This is a genomic window from Proteiniborus sp. MB09-C3 (genome assembly GCF_030263895.1).
In the GTDB taxonomy this organism is placed as follows: domain Bacteria; phylum Bacillota; class Clostridia; order Tissierellales; family Proteiniboraceae; genus Proteiniborus.
On the sequence record NZ_CP127161.1, the window covers coordinates 1,099,517 to 1,119,277 of the forward strand.

Below are 19,761 nucleotides of genomic sequence, written 5' to 3' on the forward strand. Positions count from 1 at the left end.
TGATTTTATGAGAGAGGTAGTAATAGTTGGTGCTGCAAGAACACCAATAGGAAGCTTTGGCGGCAGTTTAGCTTCGCTATCTGCAATTGACCTAGGAGTTATTGCAGCTAAAGAAGCAATTAAGAGGGCAGGCATAAAGCCTGAAATCATTGATGAGGTCATCATTGGTAACGTTTTATCAGCAGGATTAGGTCAAAACCCAGCAAGACAAGTTGCTATAGGAGCAGGACTTCCAGATGCTATACCTGCAACCACAATAAACAAAGTATGTGGCTCAGGGCTAAGAACAGTAAGTATGGCAGCTCAGTTCATTATGCTAGGAGATGCAGATGTAATACTGGCAGGAGGAACAGAAAGCATGTCAAATGCACCTTATTTGATCCCAGGAGCAAGATGGGGACAGAGAATGGGAGATGGGAAAATAGTAGACTACATGGTTCATGATGGATTAACAGACATATTCAACAACTATCACATGGGAATCACAGCAGAAAATATAGCAGAACAGTGGAATATTACCAGAGAGGATCAAGATAAGTTCTCATTAGAAAGCCAAATCAGAGCAGAAAGAGCACAAAAAGAAGGAAAGTTCAAAGACGAAATAGTCCCAGTAGAAGTACCACAAAGAAAAGGAGATCCAATAATTGTAGCAGACGATGAGTATCCAAAGCATGGCACTACAATAGAAAATCTAGCAAAATTAAGACCAGCATTTAAAAAAGATGGAACAGTAACAGCAGGAAATGCATCAGGAATAAACGACGGAGCAGCAATTCTAATAATCATGTCAAAAGAAAAAGCAGAAGAATTAGGATTAAAACCATTAGTTACAATAAAATCCTACGCATCAGCAGGAGTAGATCCAAAGATAATGGGATATGGTCCAGTACCAGCAACTAAAAAAGCACTAGAAAGAGCAGGACTTACAGTAGAAGATTTAGACTTAATAGAAGCAAACGAAGCGTTTGCAGCACAATCAGTATCAGTAGTAAAGGATTTAGGATTAAATCCTGAGAAAGTAAACGTAAATGGTGGAGCAATAGCATTAGGTCACCCAATAGGGGCCTCAGGAGCAAGAATCCTAATATCCCTAATATATGAAATGAACAGAAGAGAAGCAAAAACAGGTTTAGCAACACTTTGTATAGGTGGAGGACAAGGAACAGCTGTTATAGTGGAAAGATAGCACGAGACCGTTAGGCTTGTGACTATTATATATAAAATTATCAAATAATGAGTTGAGAAATAGCATGAGACTGCAAAAGGCTTGTGACTATTTCTCAACTCAAAAAAGTTTAAAAATACAGGGAGGGTTTTATATGAGATTAAAAGATAAGGTTGCTGTAATAACAGGAGGAGCAAGAGGATTAGGGGGAGCAATGGCAGAGCTGTTTGCTAAAGAAGGTGCAAAGGTAGTAGCAGTAGATATGGGTGAGCTTTCCTATTCAAATCCTAATGTAGAAGGATACGTATTAAATGTTACTGACACAGAAAAATGCAAAGAATTTTTTGACTATGTTACAAAGAAGTATGGAAAAATTGATGTATTAGTTAATAATGCAGGAATCACAAGAGATACATTGACAAGAAAAATGACAGATGAACAATGGGATATGGTAATAGACGTAAATCTAAAAGGTGTATTTAATCTAACTAGATACATTGGACCACATATGCAGGCAAATGGAGGAGGCTCTATTATAAATATTTCTTCTGTTGTAGGAGAATATGGAAACATAGGTCAAGCAAACTATGCTGCTACAAAAGCTGGTATTATAGGTCTTACTAAGACATGGGCAAAGGAATTTGCTATGAAGGGTGGAAATGTTAGAGTTAATGCAATTGCACCAGGTTATACAATGACAGATATATTGAAAACTGTTCCACAAGATTTATTAGATAAGTTTGCAGCACAGACTATGCTTGGAAGATTAGCACAGCCAGAAGAAATTGCATACCCAGCACTATTCCTTGCTTCAGATGAAGCTTCATATGTAACAGGCCATGTACTTAGCGTAAATGGTGGAATGAGACTATAAAGCAGTCTCGCAACTCAAATTTATTTGTTTGCTATCGCTCACATAAATTTGGTTCTAACGGACACTCCTATCATAAACCTACAACAGGGTTGGCGTTCGTTGCGTTTGACCTACCTACGATTTTTCGATAGAGGCATTCGAAAAAATCGGGTTAGGTCATAAAAAGAGTTAAACTTGCTTTTAAGTAAAAAAGCCTGCTTGATATAATAAAGTGTCAAGCAGGCTTTTTCAATATTACTTTTATTTTCCAAGAACCTCTATAAGCTTTTCGATAAATAATCTATTTTCATCCATAGTCCCTATACTAACTCTTATCCAATCTCCAGCCATAGGTCTTATGATAACTCCCCTTTTTTGAAGCTCGACAAATACTTCGTTTCCATTTCTTTCAACATTAACGAATATGTGATTTGTCTCAGATGGAGCGTATTTTAGATTTAATTTATTAAACTCTTCATAGAGATAGTTTTTACCTTCCACATTCATTTCGTAGGTTTTCTTTAGAAAATCTTCGTCTTCTAAGGCTGCGATTGCAGCGACTTGTGCTAATGTATTTACATTAAAGGGTCCCCTTACCTTATTTATATTTGAAATTATTTCTTCACTTGCCATAGTATATCCTACTCTCAATGCGGCAAGTCCATAAATTTTTGAAAACGTTTTCAAGATAATGATATTCGGATACTTGTCTAGCAATGGGAGACTATTTCTAGGATAATCATCTCTAGTTACGAATTCATTGTACGCTTCATCATAAACTACAATTATGTTTTCAGGTACCTTATCTAAGAAATCGACTAATTCTCTTTTGGTAAACATTGTTCCAGTAGGGTTATTTGGATTGCATAGCCAAATAAGCTTTGTCTTTTCTGTTATGGCATCTAACATGCCCTTAAGGTCATAAGTCCAGTCTACTAAAGGTACTATGACAGGCTTTGCTCCCATCATCATAGTAGTAGATATGTATCTTGGAAAAGTTACGTCAGCCATTATTACTTCGTTATCCTTCTTAAAGAAGGTTTTAGCAAGAAGATCCATCATTTCATCTAAACCACTGCTTAGTATAATTTTATTGACACTAAGATTTAATTTTTTGGAAAGAGCTTCTTTCAATAATGTACAGTTTCCATCTGGATATAAGGCCAGCTTATCTAAGGCATTCTTAATTGCCTCTATTGCTTTAGGTGAACAACCAAGTGGATTTTCATTTGATGCAAGCTTTATTACATCTTGCAATCCATATTCCCTTTTTACATCGTCTATTGGTTTACCTGGCTTGTAAGGACTTAAATTAGCAAGCTCTTCTCTAAACTGAATTGACAAATATAACGCCCCCTTATATTTAAAATTAAAAGTTGTAATTTAATATAATTATAGCATAATTCTGAATAGTTCTTTTAGATATTTCATTTTATTAACAAATAAACAGTAAAAAATATGTTTTAGAATAAAAATGCAGAAAATGGGGATATTTTCTATATGGAAATAATAATAAGATAGTGACATTAAAATAATAAAAAAGAAGGTATTTAAAAATATGTGTAGAATTATAAATATTAACAATTGTCTGAAAAAGTCAAAATTATAATCATGCAAGGGGGAAGTTAGATGAAGGAATATCAAACTGACAAAATAAGAAACGTAGCTTTTTTAGGTCATGGAAGTTGTGGTAAAACTACATTAACAGAAGCCATATTATTTGCAGCAGGATTAGCAAAAAGAAAGGGTAGAGTAGAAGATGGAAATACTACTTCCGACTATGACAAAGAGGAGATTGCAAGACAATTTTCTATAGGAACTTCTATAATCCCAGTGGAGTGGAGGGATATAAAATATAATATTTTAGATACTCCAGGATATTTTGATTTTGTAGGTGAAGTAAATAGTGCTTTAAGAGTGGCGGCAGGAGCAGTACTAATCGAAGATGCTTCAGCAGGAATAGAAGTAGGCTTTGAGAAGGCTTGGAGCTACACAGAAAAAGCAAGGAAGCCAAAGATAATTTTTCTAAACAAGATGGATAAAGAAAACATTAACTATGATAAGCTCATTAACGAACTTAGAGACAAGTTTGGCAATAAAATAGTACCTTTTGCAGTTCCTATAGGTGAATCTGAATCCTTTAAAGGATTTGTTAATATAGTTGATATGGTTGGTAGGGTATACAACGGAAAAGACTGTACAGATGCGCCTGTGCCAGAGGGCATGGAAAGTACAATAGAGCCTCTTAGAGAAATGCTTATGGAATCAGTAGCAGAAGCTGATGAAGCACTTATGGAAAAATATTTTGAAGGTGAAGCCTTTACAGTAGAAGAAATTCGTACTGGACTTAGAAAAGGCGTGTTAAATTGTGACTTAGTTCCAGTGGTTATAGGCTCTGCTCAAAATAATATTGGAATTCATACTCTTCTTGACGTGATAAATGCTTACTTGCCCTCACCAAGTGATATTGGCGCTTATGAGGGAATTAAGCCTGACACAACAGACAAAGTACAAAGAAAAATAAGCAAGAGCGAACCGTTTTCCGCGTTCGTATTTAAGACTATAGTAGACCCATTTGTAGGTAAAATCTCATTATTTAATGTATGTTCGGGAAAATTAGCAAAAGATATGGACGTATTAAATACAAATAAGGATGAAACTGAAAGAATAGGCAGCTTGTTCCTATTGAGAGGAAAAAATCAAATAGAAGTTAGTGAACTAGTTGCAGGAGATATAGGTGCCACAGCTAAGCTTCAGTTTACAGAAACAGGAGATACTATCTGTGATAAAAATGCTCCTGTACAATATGAGAAAATAAAATATCCAGAACCATGCCTATTTTTAGCTGTAGAACCAAAGACTAAAGGCGATGAGGAAAAGATAGGCTCTTCTCTTACTAGAATGACTGAGGAGGACCCAACCTTCATTGTTCAAAGAAATGCAGAGACAAAACAGTTGTTAATAGGTGGTCAGGGCAATATGCAGCTTGCTGTTATCACTAATAAGCTAAAGAATATATTTGGTGTAGAGGTAGAGCTTAAGGATCCAAGAGTTCCTTACAGAGAGACTATAAAAGGCATATCAAGCGTTCAAGGAAAGCATAAGAAACAATCTGGTGGTGCAGGACAGTACGGTGATGTTCATATAAGATTTGAACCTTCACAATCAGATTTTGAATTTGATGAAGAGATATTCGGTGGAGCAGTACCTAGACAATATATTCCGGCAGTAGAAAAAGGCTTGAGGGAATCTATTGAAAAGGGAGTATTAGCTGGATATCCTGTAGTTAACATGAAGGCTGTATTATTTGATGGCTCATATCACCCTGTTGACTCAAATGAAATGGCATTTAAGATTGCTGCTTCACTTGCATTCAAGAAAGGAATGGAGCAAGCTAAACCAGTATTGCTAGAGCCTATTGTGAAAGTTGAGATACTTATCCCTGAGGATTATATGGGAGATATAATGGGAGATATGAATAAGAGAAGAGGTAGAATATTAGGAATGGAGCAGCAAGAAGATGGGAATCAGCTTGTAATTGCAGAAGCTCCACAAACAGAAATGTTCAAATACGCAATAGACTTAAGATCAATGACTCAAGCAAGAGGCAGCTTCAGAATGGAATTTGCCAGATACGATGAAGTACCTCAAAATATCAGCGAAAAAATAATTGCTGAATCAAAGGCTGAATAAAAATAATATATAAAGATAAGGGAGCACTAGAAAATGGTGCTCCCTTTTTATGACCTAACCCGATTTTCTGAATGCTTCTATCAGAAAATCGATGGTAGGTCAAACGTAACGAGCGCCAAATTTATGTGAGCGATAGCGAGCAAATAAATTTGTGCAGCGAGACTACGGAAAATGACCTAACCCGATTTTCTGAATGCTTCTATCAGAAAATCGATGGTAGGTCAAACGTAACGAGACTGGGATTTTTAAATTTTATGATGAATAATTAAAATAATTCTTGAAAAAAATTATAAAAGATATAAAATATTAGTAAGGGCAAAGAAAGTCAAAGTCAGAAAAGGAGTGAAATAATGTCAAAGCTAAGTAACCTTATAGAAGACTTTATTAAAAAACTATTAGAGGATGCTAATAATGGGGTTATTGAGATACAAAGAAATGAACTGGCACAATATTTTGACTGCGCACCATCTCAAATAAACTATGTATTGACTACGAGATTTTCTTCAGATAGAGGCTATTATATTGAGAGTAGAAGAGGTGGAGGTGGGTATATTAAGATAATAAAGGTAAATATTAATAGGGATAAATATATCCAAGATCTCATATTAAACATAATAGGAGATTCTATAACTAAATCAAAGGCATACGGAATAATAGAAAGTTTTTTTGAGGAGGATATTGTTACTGAAAGAGAGTATAGCCTTATGAAGGTTGCACTTTCTGATAGAACCTTGAGTAGTGTAAATTGTGAAAAAAATATAATTAGAGCAGATATTTTAAAGAATATGCTGCTTGTATTATTAAAATAAGGTATTGGAGGGGAAGAATATGCTCTGTGAGGAATGCGGGAAAAATCAAGCTACTGTTCATATGAAAAAAATAATAAACAATCATGCAACAGAATCATACTTATGTGAGGAATGTGCTAAGAAAAACAACAGCTTCGGATTAGATACATCATTTTCTATACAAAATATTTTAGCTGGGCTTATTGATAGCTCTTATGATGGACCTGTAAAAGTTGAACATATAAAAGCATTAACCTGCGATAATTGTGGGTTAACCTATGGTAAGTTCAGACAGACAGGCAAGTTTGGCTGTAGCAATTGTTATGATTCTTTTAGAGAAAAGCTAATTCCTCTGTTCAAGAAAATACACGGTCACGATTCTCATGTTGGAAAAATACCTAGAAAAGCAGGCCAAAATATAAGTACAAAGAGAGTGATTGATAAACTTAAAGAAGAACTAGATTTAGCTGTTGGCAAAGAAGAGTTCGAAAAAGCTGCTCAATTAAGAGATAAAATAAGAGATCTTCAAAGAGCATCTGAAAGGGGCAGTGAGCAATATGATTAGTTGGCTAGAGGGAGAGGGTAAAGAAAAAGATATTGTATTGAGCAGTAGAATAAGGCTTGCTAGAAATATAGAAAATATTAAATTACCATATTTAATGACTGTACCAGAAGCAAAGAAAGTAATAAAGATTGTTGAAGAAGCAATAATTACTAACAATAAATCTACAGACAATAAATTTGAAATATATGAAATAGAGAAGCTATCTCCATTAGAAAGAAATATCTTTGTTGAAAAACATATAATTAGTCCGAGTTTACTGGAGAAACCTAATCTAAGTGCTTTTTTACTTAGAAATGATGAGAAGGTTACAATAATGGTAAATGAGGAGGATCACATAAGGATACAAGTATTGCTTCCGGGGTTTAATATTGAAGAAGGATGGAAGATAGGCAGTGAAATAGATGATTTGTTAGAATCTAATACTATATATGCTTTTGATGAAAGGTTTGGATATATGACATGCTGTCCTACTAACGCAGGAACTGGCTTGAGGGCTTCTGTTATGGTACATCTGCCGGGTCTTGTATTGACAGGCTATATTAACCAGGTTCTTCAAGCAGTAAACCAAATTGGTTTAACAGTGAGAGGGCTTTATGGTGAAGGCAGCAGTGCTCTTGGAAATCTTTTTCAAATATCTAACCAGACTACATTAGGAGAAAGTGAAGAAGATATAATGGGTAAGCTTAGAAGCATAGTTCTGCAGATAATTACAAAAGAAAGGTATGCAATGCTGAGCCTTTTAAATAGTAGAAAAGTCGAAATCGAAGATAAGGTATTTAGGTCTCTTGGAATATTACAAAATTCAAGGATAATCTCTTCAAAAGAGAGTATGGAGCTATTATCTAACGTAAGAATGGGAATAAACATGAATATGCTGAAAAGCATAAATTTAAACACTATAAATAATCTAATGATAGAGACTCAGCCTGCAAACATACAAAATCAATCGGAGCATGAATTGACAGTCACCGAGAGAGATATAAAAAGATCTGAAATAATAAGAGATAAAATTAAGATATAGGAGGGACATACATGTCTATGTTTGGTAGATTTACTGAAAGAGCTCAAAAAGCTATTTATCTAGCTCAAGAAGAAGCAAAACAATTGATGCACAATTATGTAGGAACAGAGCATTTGTTACTAGGACTAATAAGAGAAAAAGATGGAATTGCTGCAAATGTTCTTATAAATATGGGAGCAGACCTGGATTCTGTAAGGAATTTTGTTATAAATATAATTGGATATGGTGATGAAGGCGGAGAAGTGCAAGGCTACACTCCTAGAACGAAGAGAGTTTTTGAGCTGAGCTTTGTAGAAGCAAGGAACTTAGGGCATAATTATATAGGAACAGAGCATCTTCTTTTAGGACTTATGAGAGAATCAGAAGGTGTTGCCGCAGTTATACTCAAGGGAATGGGTATAGAGCTAGATAAAGTAAGGGAAGAAGTAATCGATCTGTTAAAGGGTAATCATAGCAGACAGGGGCAGGGAAGTAGTCCTAACAAAGCAGGTAATACCCCTACCTTGAATAAGTTTGGCAGGGATCTTACTGCTCTAGCTAGTGAAGAAAAGCTAGATCCTGTAATAGGCAGAGATAAGGAAATAGAGAGATTAATACAGGTATTAAGCAGGCGAACTAAGAATAATCCATGCCTAATAGGAGAACCAGGAGTAGGAAAGACTGCTGTTGCAGAAGGATTAGCTCAGCTGATTAATAGCGGAGATGTTCCTGAGCTGTTGAAAGATAAGAGGGTAGTTAGCCTAGATTTAGCCTCAATGGTTGCAGGAGCAAAATATAGAGGTGAATTTGAGGAAAGACTGAAGAAGGTTATGGAAGAAATAAGAGAAGCTAAAAATATAATATTATTCATTGATGAGATGCACACAATAATTGGTGCTGGTGGAGCAGAGGGTGCCATTGATGCTTCAAATATACTTAAGCCTGCACTAGCAAGAGGCGAAATTCAAGCAATAGGCGCAACAACTATTGATGAATATAGAAAACATATCGAAAAAGATACAGCACTAGAAAGAAGATTTCAACCGATTATGGTTGAAGAACCTACTGTTGAGGATACAATAAAGATTTTAGAGGGCTTAAGGGATAAATATGAAGCACATCACAGAGTTAAGATAACTGATGAAGCTATAAAGGCAGCTGCAGAGCTTTCAGCTAGGTATATTACTGATAGATTCCTGCCCGATAAGGCAATAGACCTTATTGACGAAGCAGCCTCAAGAGTTAGAATTAAAACAGTAACAGCTCCGCCAGATTTAAATCAATTAGAGTCAAAGCTAGAAGAGCTATCTCAAGAGAAGGAAGCAGCTATTAGTTCACAGGATTATGAGAAAGCTGCTAAAATAAGAGATGAAGAAAAAAGAATAAAAGGAGAGCTTAAGGAAAAGCAGGATGGATGGAAGCAACAGAAGCAGTCGGCTTCAAGTGAAGTTGGTTATGAGGAAATTGCCTATGTAGTATCTATATGGACTGGAATTCCTGTTAAGAAGATGTCCATAGAGGAATCAGAAAAGCTTCTAAATCTTGAAGAAATTCTACACAAAAGAGTAATAGGCCAAGAGCAGGCTGTGACAGCTTTATCTAGCGCTGTTAGAAGAGCTAGAGTAGGGCTAAAAGACCCAGGTAAGCCTATAGGTTCATTTATATTTGTAGGACCAACAGGAGTAGGAAAGACTTATCTTGCAAAATCCTTAGCAGAAGCTTTATTTGGTGATGAAGAAGCAGTTATTAGGATCGATATGTCGGAATATATGGAGAAACATTCTGTATCCAAGCTAATAGGTTCACCTCCTGGTTATGTAGGCTATGATGAGGGAGGGCAGCTTACAGAAAAGGTGAGAAGAAGGCCTTATTCAGTCATATTATTTGATGAGATAGAAAAGGCTCACCCAGATGTATTCAATATCTTACTTCAGCTTCTTGATGACGGAAGACTAACTGACTCTAAGGGAAGGGTTGTGGATTTTAAGAATACAGTAGTCATAATGACATCAAATGTAGGAGCTACAACTTTAAGGAAGCAAAAAACTCTTGGATTTGCTGCACCTTCAGATGCAGAAAAGGCCGAGTATGAAAAGATGAAGGATAATATTACTGAAGAGCTTAGGAGAACATTTAGACCTGAGTTTCTCAATAGAGTAGATGAAGTCATTGTATTCCATCCTCTTGGTGAAGAGCATATCAAGAGAATAGTCGATATAATGGTTAAGGATTTAGAGAGAAGACTTGAAAGACTCAACCTACACCTTGATATAACTGAAGGAGCAAGGGATTATATAGGAAAAGAAGGCTTCGATCCTTCCTTTGGCGCCAGACCACTTGAGAGAGCTATTAGAAAGCTAGTAGAGGATCAGATTTCTGAGGAAATGCTAAAGGGTAACATTAGTAGAGACGATACTATATTAATTGGCTTTAATGGTGATAAGTTGACATTCAATAAAAAATAGTGAGGACTTTGTCCTTACTATTTTTTATTGAAACCGATCTTTGCTCTGTTTTAAAGCTATGGCAAAAAAATTAGAAATCTGATAATATTTTCATAGAATATAAAGCGGAAGGGGAGAGCAGATGAAAAAGATACTTGTTGATAATATGGAGCTCTTGGTAGAGAACTATAATAGAGATTATATAAAAAGCAAAAAAATTGCGTATGCATAAATACATTATCTATAATAAAATGTAAAAAGTGGTATAATACAAATGAGCTTAACAGATAAGTTAATCTGTTGTGCTAGTTAAATACGAGGGGGATGGGTATGGCAAAGCTTAAGGTCAAATATATATGCCAGGAATGTGGATATGAGGCTTATAAATGGTTGGGAAAGTGTCCATCCTGTAATGAATGGAACTCCTTTGTAGAAGAGGTATTTGATAAAGCTTCTAAGGTGCCTAGCATAAATGTAGAAGCTAAAATAGAGAAGATTGTAGATATTAAAACCGATGAAGAGTTTAGGACTACAACAGGACTTGAAGAGCTGGATAGAGTCTTAGGCGGAGGGTTAGTTAAAGGCTCACTCATTCTTGTAGGTGGAGATCCCGGAATAGGAAAATCAACACTTCTTATACAAGTTGCAAATAATATTTCTAGAATGGGTCTTAAGGTACTATATGTATCGGCGGAAGAGTCTGCAAGGCAGATTAAATTAAGATCGGATAGACTTAGCGTACAGGCAAAGGAATTATATTTATTATCCGAAACTAATATGGATATTGTGACGAATGCAATTGACAGTTTAAATCCTGATTTATTAGTGATTGACTCAATACAGACTGTATATAGTCCTAGCTTGGAGTCAGCACCAGGAAGTGTAAGTCAGGTTAGAGAAACTACAGCTACATTGATGAGGCTAGCCAAAACTAGAGATATGGCAACATTTATTGTAGGTCATGTTACAAAGGAAGGCTCAATAGCAGGACCAAGGGTTCTTGAGCATATGGTAGATACTGTTTTATATTTTGAGGGAGAAAGACACCATACCTACAGAGTCTTAAGAGGAGTTAAAAACAGATTTGGGTCAACTAATGAAATAGGAATATTTGAGATGAGAGACATAGGCCTTATTCAGGTTGAAAATCCTTCTGAGATGCTTCTGGCAGGCAGACCGCTCCATACAGCAGGGACCATAGTAGTTCCTAGTATGGAAGGTACACGTCCTATGCTAGTGGAGGTTCAGGCATTAGTAAGCCATACCGCATTTGGAATGCCAAGAAGAGTAGCTACAGGAATAGATTATAATAGAGTAGTTCTTATGCTTGCAGTATTAGAAAAAAAAGCTGGACTAGAAATGCAGAGCTACGATGCCTATATCAATATAGTAGGGGGAATTCAGATAAAAGAGCCTGCTATAGATTTAGGAATAGTATGTGCACTAGCATCTAGCTTTAAGGATAGAGAAATAGATTCTAAAACCATAGCAATAGGAGAAGTAGGACTAACAGGAGAATTGAGGACCGTAAGCTTTATAGAGCAAAGATTAAAGGAAGCTAGTAAGCTTGGTTTTAAAACAGCAGTTGTTCCAAAATCTAATCTTAAAGGATTAGGCAATATCGGAGATATAAATGTGATAGGAGTAACAAACATTATCGATGCCTTAGATAATGTATTAGGAGGATAGCACTATAGATGAGAGATGAAGTTATTAAAAAAGATATGATGACAGAATCGTTGAAAATTGTTGCACCTGGAACTACCCTTAGAGATGGGCTAGAGAATATTGTAAGAGCAAAAACAGGGGCCTTAATAGTTGTTGGTGACAAGGAGGGAGTGATGAATATTGTTGATGGAGGCTTCAAAATCAACACTGAAATTACACCTGCAAATTTATATGAGCTTGCAAAAATGGATGGAGCAATTGTATTAAGTAATGATACAAAAAGAATCCTTATAGCAAATGCACAGCTTGTACCAGATCCATCTATTTCTTCTAAAGAGACAGGAACAAGACATAGAACTGCTGAAAGAGTGGCTAAACAAACTGGTGAACTAGTGATTTCGATTTCTCAAAGAAGGAATGTGATTTCACTTTACAAAGGCAATTATAAATATGTTTTAAAGGATGTAAACGAGATACTAAATAAGGCAAATCAAGCTATACAGACTCTCGAAAAATACAAGGTAGTATTGAATCAAGCAATGATTAATCTAAGTGCATTAGAATTTGAAAATTTAGCCACGGTATTTGATGCTACAAAGGTTTTACAAAGAACGGAAATGGTCATGAGAATTGGAGTAGAGGTTGAAAGATATATTCTAGAGCTAGGTAATGAAGGCAGACTTATTCAAATGCAGCTAGAAGAGCTGACCAATGGTGTAGAGGATGATGGAATCAATATTATTAAGGATTATTATATAGATAAGGCTAATAATAGTCTTGAATCTATAATAAATCAGCTTAGAGCATTAAACTCAGAAGAACTGTTGGATTTGTCTATAATAGCAAAGCTTCTAGGATATGATGAGGGAATGAATGCTTTAGATTTAACAGTTTCTCCTAAGGGATACAGGATACTCAGTAAAATTCCTAGGATACCTTCCTCTGTATTAGAAAATACAATACAGATGTTTAGTTCCCTAGAGCAAGTATTGAAGGCATCTATTTCTCAGTTGGATGCAGTTGAGGGAATAGGCGAAGTCAGGGCACGATCTATTAAGGAGGGGCTTAGAAGACTACAGGAGCAATCTATGGTAGATAGGCATATCTAATAAACAAACCACATTCAAAACTATAAGAATGTGGTTTGCATTTTTATAACAAACTATAAATACCTAAGGTTTTCAGCTTATTCATTTCCCTTGAGGTAATTTCACCTAAATTTAAATCAAATGAATTGCATAACGAAGCTATGTAAAACATATGGTTTCCTATTTCCTCTTCTATTTTTTCTCTGCAGTTATCACATAGCTCTCCTTCTATATGATTTTTCAAAGAATCTTTAATTTCTACAAAAGAGCCCTGGCTATAATCCTGTTTGGTGGCATTTATTGATATACAGCCGCAGGATGTTGCAGATTTAACTATAGCTCTATTAATTCTAGAGTTTGATTCCTCGAGTTTGGTTATTATATCTAAAATACTCTTATGTCTTATTAAAACATTGGAAACTGTTTTTTGAAGACTATTACAAACATTATCACTATCCATCAAATCACCTCTATTTTATGTGCATTTCTATTACTCTAATTATACTTTTATAAGTATGATTTTGTCAATTCAAAATTAAGTTGACAACCTTTCAAGGAATGTGGTAAAATAAATGATTTGACATTCTATGGGGAATATTGTATACTATAAATTAGGACGTTATGGTTTTTCGTTAAGCTTAACTAGCTAAAGGATAAAATATCATCCCATCCTAGCTAAGTTCCACTTCATTTTGGGAGGTGTGCTTTATGTTCAATATAGGCGATAAAATAGTTTACCCAATGCATGGGGCAGGGATAATAATTGCAATAGAGGAAAAAGAGATACTAGGTAAAAAAAGAAAATATTATATAATGAAGATGCCCATGGGAGACATGAAGGTAATGGTTCCCATAGATAGTATTGAAGACATTGGAATAAGAGAAGTAATAAATGACGAAGAAATCGAACAGGTTCTCGCAGTATTGGGTGATCATAAAACTAAAATGCCGCAGAATTGGAACAGAAGATATAGAGCTAATATGGATAAGATTAAAAGTGGAGACATCTACGAGATTGCAAGTGTGGTGAGGAATCTTATAATCAGAGATAGAGAAAAAGGCTTATCTACTGGAGAGAGAAAGATGCTTAATAATGCAAAGCAAATGCTAATAAGTGAAATTGTACTTGCAAAAGATATAGAACAATTCGAAGCCGAAGACCTAATTGAAAATATTGTAAGGTAGGCGTCTTATTAATAGACGCTTGTTTTTTTATAATGAAAAGAAGTATAATCTCATCTAACATAAACATGACTTTAAGCGCATTTCAAAAAAATCTCACTTGATTTAAAATGTTTATATATGTTTCTTAATGTATATAGATTTTTTAAGACACTTGTCCGAATAATATTACATTTTTATGACAAAAAACGAAATAATGCATTTACTAATGCAATTTGTGGTAAATTAGTTATAGTATATTGATATTGTGGTAATAACTATAGTAGGAGGTGAAATGTAAATGGCAGATAAAGCAAAAATAGTGAGTAGAATAATAAGAGTTATTTTAACAATTCTTGGTATATCACTAGGAATAGGCATAATGGCTTTACTAGAGTCCATAAAATTGCTTGATTTTTTAGAGAACCTAAGGATAAGGCCGCATAGTTATGTGGGAGTAGGTTTGATTTTCGGTATTATATTTTTTATTCTTTCTCCTAAGATAATGAAATTTGGAAAAAAGGTAGTCTCTGTTATAGAAAATGAGATACAAAAAATACCCGCATCTGATATAATTCTTGGAGTAGTAGGATTGGTTTCAGGATTATTAATCGCTAATCTTGTAAGTCCCTTGTTTCATATGATTCCTTTTGTTGGTCCTGTATTATCAATACTTTTTTATATCATTTTTGGATATTTTGGAGTGATTGTTCCAACAAGGAAGAAGGATGATTTTACTAATGCGTTAAACTCCTTAAAGAGGAGTGGAAGTAAGGAAAAGTCACCTAAAGGAGCAAGTCCAGTATTGCCTAAAATATTAGATACTAGTGTTATTATTGATGGAAGAATAGCAGATATATGCAAAACAGGTTTTGTAGAGGGACCATTAGTCATACCTGAATTTGTATTGGAAGAGCTCCAAAGAATAGCTGATTCTTCAGACTCCCTTAAGAGAAATAGGGGACGACGAGGACTTGATATTTTAAATAAGATACAAAAGGAACTAGATATAGAGGTTGTTATACATGAAAAGGATTTTGACGATATTGCAGAAGTAGATACTAAACTATTAAAATTAGCACAATTTATTAAAGGAAAGGTAGTTACTAACGATTACAATCTCAATAAAGTAGCAGAATTTCATGGAGTTGAAGTGCTAAATATAAATGAATTGGCAAATGCTATTAAACCAGTTGTTCTTCCTGGGGAAGAAATGATTGTTCAAGTCATAAAAGACGGGAAGGAATCAGGTCAAGGCGTAGCATATTTAGATGATGGCACTATGATAGTAGTAGATGGAGGAAAAAAACATATTGGTGACACTATAGGAGTGCTAGTAACAAGTGTTTTGCAAACTGCAGCAGGTAGGATGATATTTGCAAAGCCTAAGTCAGCTACTGACAAAGCGGTATAGTGAAGTAAATATATAAACATTTCGGAATTAAAAACCCAGCCTATGCTGGGTTTTTGAGATGTTTAGAAGATATATCCTCTTAATATTCTATTGTATTTTAATATATTATGTTATAATGTCATGGAGGTGATATTATTGTCTTATAATGGGAAATACATATCTGTAGTTATAGTAGCAGCTGGAATGGGAAAAAGAATGAATTCAAACATTAATAAACAGTATCTTCTTTTAAAAGAAAAACCTATTTTAGCTTATACTATAGAAAAATTTGATAATAATGAGTATATAGACGAACTAATTATAGTGACAAGAGAAGAAGAAAAAGAATATTGCCTTAATGAAGTAGTAAAAAAATATGGCTTTAAGAAAGTGGCTAATATAGTAGGTGGAGGAGCTGAAAGGCAGGACTCTGTTTATAAAGGACTTTTGGCAGTGAAGGATTTATGTAACATTATCATTATACACGATGGGGTAAGGCCTTTTATAAGAGATGAGGATATCATAAATAGTGTTGATGGAGTAATTAAATATGGGGCTTGCGTAATGGGAACTCCTGTAAAAGATACAATAAAGACAGTTAGCGTTGAAGGAGATATTATAAACACACCTGATCGGAATACCCTATGGGCAATACAGACTCCTCAATCTTTTTCTTATGAGATTATACTAAAAGCATACCGAGAGGCCATAGAAGGTAAAGTCACTGCTACTGACGATAGTATGCTAGTTGAAAAATTGGGGTATAAGGTAAAGGTCATAGAGGGCTCATATTCTAATATAAAAATCACTACACCAGAAGACTTAAAGCTAGCTGAGTTGTTACTATAATAGCTATAGAGAATGATTTACTTGTAGTTTCATTATGCAAAAACTAAACGGGAGAAGGGGAGATGACACTTATGGAAAGAACGTTTGTAATTATTAAGCCAGATGGTGTTGAAAGAGGATTGATTGGAGAGGTTATTAGTAGATATGAAAGAAAGGGCTTAAAAGTCATAGAATGTAAAATGCTGCGTGCTGATAGGGCTACATTGGAAAGACACTACATAGAGCATAAAGAAAAGCCATTTTATGAAGAATTAATCTCTTATATGCTGCAGGGAAATATTTTAGCAATGATAGTGGAAGGTAATAATGCTATAAAACTAGTTAGAAATATAAATGGGAAAACTAATCCTGTAGAAGCAGAACCAGGAACCATAAGAGGAGATTATGCAAATACAATGACTGAAAACATTGTTCATGCTTCAGATTCTACAGAATCAGCTGAGAGGGAGATTTCCATATGGTTTTAATCTATAAGGAGTGAAATATAGTGAGAATAGGTATAGGATATGATGTACACAAAATGGCTGAGGGAAGAAAGCTAATAATTGGCGGAGTAGAGATACCACACGAAAAGGGCCTGCTAGGTCATTCCGATGCTGATGTTTTAGTACATGCAATAATGGATAGTATTTTAGGTGCATTAGCATCAGGAGATATAGGAAAGCATTTCCCAGATACAGATGAAGCTTATAAAGATATAAATAGTATGAAACTACTTGAAAAAACATATGATTTAATGTTAGAATCTGGGTATGTGGTCGGCAATATTGATTGTGTAGTTGCTGCTCAGAGACCTAAGCTAGCCCCTTATATAAATATTATGAGAGAGAAGATTGCCAGAGTGCTTAACACCTCTATAAATAATATAAATGTAAAGGCCACCACAACTGAAAAATTAGGCTTTGAAGGGCGAGAAGAAGGAATATCATCGCAAGTAGTATGTCTACTAGTAAAAAACTAAAAAATAGAGGAAATTAGGATTGGGGGGAAAAAATTGATACAAGTTAAAAATTTAACTAAGAAATACAAAGAGGTAGAGGCAGTTAAAGGAGTATCTTTTACAGTTGAGGAAGGAACTGTTTTTGGGTTACTTGGTGAAAATGGAGCTGGCAAAACTACTACATTAAGAATGCTAGCCACTATGATTAAGCCAACATCAGGTACAGCATTAATTAATGAACTTGATTTAGTAGATGAACCTGATAATGTAAGAGGCAGAATAGGAATATTATTTGGCGGAGATACTGGTCTTTATGACAGACTAACTGCTAGAGAAAATATCGAATATTTTGGACTTCTCAATGGAATGAGCAAATCAGATATATCCAAAAGAGTTGATGAGTTATCTAAAAAGCTAGACATGGAGGAGTATATAGATAGGAGAGTAGGTAAATTTTCAAAGGGTATGAAACAGAAGGTATCTATAGCGAGAAGTATAGTTCATGACCCAAATATAATGCTGCTTGACGAGCCTACGACTGGTCTAGATGTAACATCGGTGAGGATAGTGCATGAATTCATATTGGATCAGAAAAATGAGGGAAAAACCATTATTTTTTCTAGTCATTCAATGAGTGAAGTAGAAAAATTATGTGATGTAGTAGGAATAATAAATAAAGGAAAACTAATCGAAATATCTACTTTAGATGGTTTAAAAAATAAATTTAATAATAATAACCTAGAAGATATATTTGTTGAATTGGTAGGTGAGAAAAGTGAATATTAAGTATGCTATGATTGTATTAAAAAAAGAGCTTAAGGATACCTTTAGGGACAAGAAGACAATATTTTCAAGTATTATTATACCAATATTAATCTTTCCTATTATGGCATTCGCTTTAGGCTTTGGAACGTCTGAAATAATAAATGATGAGCAGAAACCCGTAGACATAGCATTAATAAGCAATGGAGAGACAAAACTAGAAACGTATTTCAAGGAGTCAGGTCAGATAAACATAGTAGACATTGATGATCCTGATAAAGCCTTAGAAGATTTGACTGTGAAAGCCATAGTTAAAATTGAGGAAGGCTTTGATGCTAAAATTGAAAGCGGAACTATGGGAAATGTGGAGGTTATCTATGATCAATCAAGTCAAAAGTCGGATATGGCCACTTCAAGACTTAATCGTATTATAGAAAGCTACTCTCAGGCTATTACAAATGAAAGGCTAAAGGCTATTGGTGTAGATTTAGATGCTTTAAAGGCAGTAGCTATAAATACTACCTCTGTTTCTAAAGATGGTGGAATGGGACTAATGATATTTTCTATGGTTTTCCCTATGCTAATAACAATATATTCTGCAATAAGTGGTTTGGCAACTGCTACAGATTTAGGAGCAGGAGAAAAGGAAAGACAAACCCTTGAGCCCTTGCTAACTACTAAAGCAAGCAGGCTATCTATACTTGGTGGAAAATTCTTTGCAGTATTCATATCAGGAGTAATTGGAACTGCTGCATCCTTATTAGGCTTCTTTATAGCTTCAAAAATGAATCCAGATTTCTTGGGAACTGGTGTAGCATTACCTCTAACTCCTATACTAGTAATAGGATTATTCTGTGCAGGACTTAACTTAGTATTCAGTGGACTAGAGCTTACAATAAGCTTCTATGCAAGGAATTTTAAAGAAGCACAGACATATTTAGCACCATTATCGGTAATACTATTGATACCTGCTTATATGACAATGTATTTAGATGGAAAGGCAATACCAGAAGTATATTTCCATATTCCAATAATAAATACAATAGCAATTATTAAAGAGGCTTTAGTTCAAATAATAGACCCTGTTCATATACTAATAGTATTAGTATGGACTTTAGTATATATATTTGGTTCATTATTCTTGACAGTAAGCATGTTCAAAAAAGAATCAGTGATATTCAGAGCGTAGGTGGTAAGGGAAGACAGACAAGAAAACTGTCAACCTAAGACGAGTAGGATAAACTGACACGCACTTTGTCATACTGAGACGGGCAGGATGAGTTTTACTAACGAAGGATCTACTAATAAAGGATTTCAATAAAAATAATTGACAAACCAATTATTTTTTAGTAATATAAGCTTTAATCATTATAAGTAAATATTAAAAGCACA

At 34.7% G+C, this 19,761-nt stretch carries 18 protein-coding genes and 1 other annotated feature (1 of these 19 running past the window's edge); of the genes, 16 read left to right on the forward strand and 2 right to left on the reverse strand.

All coding sequences use genetic code 11. The features are described 5' to 3' along the window. Positions 1-7 precede the first annotated feature (7 nt). Complete coding sequence (locus tag QO263_RS05165) at positions 8-1,186, forward strand: acetyl-CoA C-acetyltransferase (RefSeq protein WP_285627207.1); 1,179 nt, start codon at positions 8-10, stop codon at positions 1,184-1,186. Positions 1,187-1,319: 133 nt separating this feature from the next. Then, positions 1,320-2,039: a beta-ketoacyl-ACP reductase gene (locus QO263_RS05170; protein WP_285627209.1), complete on the forward strand. Its 720-nt coding sequence runs from the start codon at positions 1,320-1,322 to the stop codon at positions 2,037-2,039. Positions 2,040-2,279: 240 nt separating this feature from the next. On the opposite strand, the gene hisC is transcribed toward QO263_RS05170, so the two are convergent. Further along, positions 2,280-3,362 (reverse strand): histidinol-phosphate transaminase, encoded by a 1,083-nt coding sequence (gene hisC, locus QO263_RS05175; RefSeq protein ID WP_285627212.1) that lies wholly within the window; start codon positions 3,360-3,362, stop codon positions 2,280-2,282. A gap of 285 nt (positions 3,363-3,647) precedes the next feature. On the opposite strand from hisC, the gene fusA reads away from it, so the two are divergent. The 7 genes from fusA (at position 3,648) to disA (ending at position 13,285) form a co-directional block, all read left to right on the forward strand. After that, positions 3,648-5,711 carry an elongation factor G gene (gene fusA, locus QO263_RS05180; RefSeq protein WP_285627215.1) on the forward strand — a complete coding sequence of 688 codons (2,064 nt, stop codon included), beginning with the start codon at positions 3,648-3,650 and terminating at the stop codon, positions 5,709-5,711. A gap of 350 nt (positions 5,712-6,061) precedes the next feature. Then, positions 6,062-6,520, forward strand: coding sequence for a CtsR family transcriptional regulator (locus QO263_RS05185; RefSeq protein WP_285627218.1), 459 nt, complete (start codon positions 6,062-6,064; stop codon positions 6,518-6,520). A gap of 19 nt (positions 6,521-6,539) precedes the next feature. Continuing rightward, positions 6,540-7,064: a UvrB/UvrC motif-containing protein gene (locus QO263_RS05190; RefSeq protein ID WP_285627221.1), complete on the forward strand. Its 525-nt coding sequence runs from the start codon at positions 6,540-6,542 to the stop codon at positions 7,062-7,064. Then, positions 7,057-8,085: a protein arginine kinase gene (locus QO263_RS05195; protein WP_285627224.1), complete on the forward strand. Its 1,029-nt coding sequence runs from the start codon at positions 7,057-7,059 to the stop codon at positions 8,083-8,085. The genes QO263_RS05190 and QO263_RS05195 overlap by 8 nt, the downstream gene beginning before the upstream one ends. Before the next feature lie 17 nt (positions 8,086-8,102). After that, positions 8,103-10,529, forward strand: a complete 2,427-nt coding sequence (locus QO263_RS05200; protein WP_285629206.1) for an ATP-dependent Clp protease ATP-binding subunit — start codon at positions 8,103-8,105, stop codon at positions 10,527-10,529. A 309-nt stretch (positions 10,530-10,838) separates the two neighbouring features. Further along, positions 10,839-12,197 carry a DNA repair protein RadA gene (radA, locus tag QO263_RS05205; RefSeq protein ID WP_285627227.1) on the forward strand — a complete coding sequence of 453 codons (1,359 nt, stop codon included), beginning with the start codon at positions 10,839-10,841 and terminating at the stop codon, positions 12,195-12,197. Between the two features lie 8 nt (positions 12,198-12,205). After that, complete coding sequence (gene disA, locus QO263_RS05210; protein WP_285627230.1) at positions 12,206-13,285, forward strand: DNA integrity scanning diadenylate cyclase DisA; 1,080 nt, start codon at positions 12,206-12,208, stop codon at positions 13,283-13,285. A gap of 43 nt (positions 13,286-13,328) precedes the next feature. Here the strand turns inward: disA and QO263_RS05215 are convergent, their stop codons facing one another. Next, entirely contained in the window at positions 13,329-13,724 is a 396-nt protein-coding gene (locus QO263_RS05215) for a nucleoside triphosphate pyrophosphohydrolase family protein (protein WP_285627233.1), read from the reverse strand. Between the two features lie 248 nt (positions 13,725-13,972). Between QO263_RS05215 and QO263_RS05220 the strand changes: the two genes are divergently transcribed. The 7 genes from QO263_RS05220 to QO263_RS05250 all read left to right on the forward strand — a co-directional run bounded on the left by QO263_RS05220 (position 13,973) and on the right by QO263_RS05250 (position 19,558). Next, on the forward strand, positions 13,973-14,449 hold the full coding sequence (locus tag QO263_RS05220) for a CarD family transcriptional regulator (protein ID WP_285627236.1): 477 nt from the start codon (positions 13,973-13,975) through the stop codon (positions 14,447-14,449). A 295-nt stretch (positions 14,450-14,744) separates the two neighbouring features. Further along, complete coding sequence (locus QO263_RS05225) at positions 14,745-15,839, forward strand: PIN/TRAM domain-containing protein (RefSeq protein WP_285629207.1); 1,095 nt, start codon at positions 14,745-14,747, stop codon at positions 15,837-15,839. A gap of 135 nt (positions 15,840-15,974) precedes the next feature. After that, on the forward strand, positions 15,975-16,667 hold the full coding sequence (ispD, locus tag QO263_RS05230; RefSeq protein WP_285627240.1) for a 2-C-methyl-D-erythritol 4-phosphate cytidylyltransferase: 693 nt from the start codon (positions 15,975-15,977) through the stop codon (positions 16,665-16,667). A 71-nt stretch (positions 16,668-16,738) separates the two neighbouring features. Further along, positions 16,739-17,134, forward strand: a complete 396-nt coding sequence (gene ndk / locus QO263_RS05235; protein WP_285627242.1) for a nucleoside-diphosphate kinase — start codon at positions 16,739-16,741, stop codon at positions 17,132-17,134. 17 nt (positions 17,135-17,151) lie between these two features. Continuing rightward, positions 17,152-17,628 carry a 2-C-methyl-D-erythritol 2,4-cyclodiphosphate synthase gene (gene ispF, locus QO263_RS05240; RefSeq protein ID WP_285629209.1) on the forward strand — a complete coding sequence of 159 codons (477 nt, stop codon included), beginning with the start codon at positions 17,152-17,154 and terminating at the stop codon, positions 17,626-17,628. 33 nt (positions 17,629-17,661) lie between these two features. Further along, positions 17,662-18,393 carry an ABC transporter ATP-binding protein gene (locus QO263_RS05245; protein ID WP_285627245.1) on the forward strand — a complete coding sequence of 244 codons (732 nt, stop codon included), beginning with the start codon at positions 17,662-17,664 and terminating at the stop codon, positions 18,391-18,393. Then, positions 18,383-19,558: an ABC transporter permease gene (locus QO263_RS05250; protein WP_285627247.1), complete on the forward strand. Its 1,176-nt coding sequence runs from the start codon at positions 18,383-18,385 to the stop codon at positions 19,556-19,558. Before QO263_RS05245 ends, QO263_RS05250 begins: the two co-directional genes overlap by 11 nt. A gap of 192 nt (positions 19,559-19,750) precedes the next feature. After that, positions 19,751-19,761, forward strand: a binding site (T-box leader) (it continues 211 nt past the right edge of the window).

Coding starts and splice junctions, on each gene's coding strand:
- QO263_RS05165 (WP_285627207.1), top strand. CDS start 8: ATGAGAGAGGTAGTAATAGTTGGTGCTGCAAGAACACCAATAGGAAGC.
- QO263_RS05170 (WP_285627209.1), top strand. CDS start 1,320: ATGAGATTAAAAGATAAGGTTGCTGTAATAACAGGAGGAGCAAGAGGA.
- fusA (WP_285627215.1), top strand. CDS start 3,648: ATGAAGGAATATCAAACTGACAAAATAAGAAACGTAGCTTTTTTAGGT.
- QO263_RS05185 (WP_285627218.1), top strand. CDS start 6,062: ATGTCAAAGCTAAGTAACCTTATAGAAGACTTTATTAAAAAACTATTA.
- QO263_RS05190 (WP_285627221.1), top strand. CDS start 6,540: ATGCTCTGTGAGGAATGCGGGAAAAATCAAGCTACTGTTCATATGAAA.
- QO263_RS05195 (WP_285627224.1), top strand. CDS start 7,057: ATGATTAGTTGGCTAGAGGGAGAGGGTAAAGAAAAAGATATTGTATTG.
- QO263_RS05200 (WP_285629206.1), top strand. CDS start 8,103: ATGTTTGGTAGATTTACTGAAAGAGCTCAAAAAGCTATTTATCTAGCT.
- radA (WP_285627227.1), top strand. CDS start 10,839: ATGGCAAAGCTTAAGGTCAAATATATATGCCAGGAATGTGGATATGAG.
- disA (WP_285627230.1), top strand. CDS start 12,206: ATGAGAGATGAAGTTATTAAAAAAGATATGATGACAGAATCGTTGAAA.
- QO263_RS05215 (WP_285627233.1), bottom strand. CDS start 13,724: ATGGATAGTGATAATGTTTGTAATAGTCTTCAAAAAACAGTTTCCAAT.
- QO263_RS05220 (WP_285627236.1), top strand. CDS start 13,973: ATGTTCAATATAGGCGATAAAATAGTTTACCCAATGCATGGGGCAGGG.
- ndk (WP_285627242.1), top strand. CDS start 16,739: ATGGAAAGAACGTTTGTAATTATTAAGCCAGATGGTGTTGAAAGAGGA.